2 protein-coding genes and 1 pseudogene are annotated in these 1724 nt (G+C 37.7%); all 3 read right to left on the bottom strand.

Features of this window, described 5'->3' with window-relative positions:
- A pseudogene (locus tag ACFIK3_RS09400) lies at positions 1-200 on the bottom strand (hypothetical protein); the annotation flags it as partial.
- Positions 201-298: 98 nt separating this feature from the next.
- Positions 299-988, bottom strand: coding sequence for a hypothetical protein (locus tag ACFIK3_RS09395; RefSeq protein WP_273791758.1), 690 nt, complete (start codon positions 986-988; stop codon positions 299-301).
- Positions 989-1070: 82 nt separating this feature from the next.
- Positions 1071-1724 (bottom strand): hypothetical protein (locus ACFIK3_RS09390; RefSeq protein WP_375646740.1); only part of this gene is annotated, 654 nt, incomplete at its 5' end.

Below are 1724 nucleotides of genomic sequence, written 5' to 3'. Positions count from 1 at the left end.
TAGACACAAGCCTCATCATACACCCAGCAATTACCATCATGGGATAGGTTAACTTCCTTTTCAATAAAGCCGCCTAAAGACCCCGCCTTTACATCATCAAAATCTTTTAAAGCTTTAATGCGATAAAGGTTTATAATATTTCGAGTAAGAGCATGTTTGATTTTTTTGATTTCACTGGTTAATTCGTATTTTTTGCACATAGAGATACCCTCACAATTTAATGTGATAAACATTTGATAAAATTTGAAATGGAAAAATTGGGTTGGAAAGCAGGCGCCCCCGCCGCGCCCGCGCGTCTTTACGCAGCGTTATTTTCAATAATCTTTACAACGGTATCGTTTTCATAAATTTCACAATCTTCAGGAATTCCATATGCATAATAAAAGTTTTGTTTGACATATGAATAACCATCTCTTTTTAACCTTGCATTGCCATGTACCAAACCTCTAATGGTGTGATAACCAGTCACTTTTGCATTCCCATAAACAGAACCATAGACCTTAACATACCCACCCACGCTAGCATTGCCATAAACCTTGCCATAAATTTTTGAAGAGCTACTTACAACAGCATGATCATAAACCTCAGCCTTGCTATAAATGCGTGCACTTCCTGTTAATTTTGCATTCCCATAAACCCTTGCATATTGATAAACCCACACCTTATCAGAAAGATGCGCATTATCATAAACATGAGCTCCAAAATACACGCGGGTTTTATCATATACATGCGCATTGCCATAAACAAAACCACCAATGGCAGCATTGCCATATACCCTTGCATTTTCATAAACACGACCAGATTTTACAACACAAGCATTATCATAAACCCAGCAATTGCCATCATGAGAAAGGTTATCTTCCTTTTCAATAAAGCCCCCTAAAGTACCTGCTTTAACATCAGCAAAGTCTTTTAATGCTTTAATGCGATAAAGGGTATGATTATTAATTACACGCGTTTCATTTGTGAGTGCAAACTTCTTTTGCATGAGCACAATTCCTTTATAGAGATTTAAATTTTTAAATGAGATGTTTAAAGGAGGGCGCCCCCGCACCGCCCGCGCGTGTCATTTACGCAGCATCACTTTCATATTCGCTGTCATTATCATCGTCATAATACCCTTCAAAATCAGCATAATACTCATGACGATAATAATCATCTTCGCTCCCAAACTCAGGATATGCATCATCACAGATATCTTCATTAGCTGTTAAAGAGGCATTGCTATGAATATATGAAGAACCAGAGATAAGAGCATCACAAATAACGGCATCATCAAAAACACGTGATTCATCACAAATGTAAGCAGAGCCACTTATTTTTGCATTGCCTCCGACATGAGCATCATCACAAATGACAGCATTATCGGAAATATGAGCATGATCAGTGACACGGGCGTTATCATAAATTTGTGCATTGCCTTCAATTACAACGGCGTTGTTAGCATGCGCATTACCAGACAGCTTTGCATTGTCCTTTAATGTCATACCTTCAAAAATAGCATTCCCATAAATTTGCGCATTACCATAGACATCAACAAAAAAGCTTTTTACTTTAGCATTTCCAAAGACGCGTGCATTTTGAAAGACCCGAGCTTTATTATAAACCCAGCAATTGCCCTCATGAGATAAGTTGCTTTCATTTTCAATATACCCCCCTAAATCGCCTTTTTTGACATCATCAAAATCTCTTAAGGCTCTAATTCGAGTTAAGAAATGACCATC

Source organism: Bartonella sp. CB10SXKL (assembly GCF_042195515.1).
GTDB lineage: Bacteria > Pseudomonadota > Alphaproteobacteria > Rhizobiales > Rhizobiaceae > Bartonella.
The sequence above is the reverse complement of the archived record's forward strand: the minus strand, read 5'-3'. Positions and strand labels throughout refer to the sequence as shown.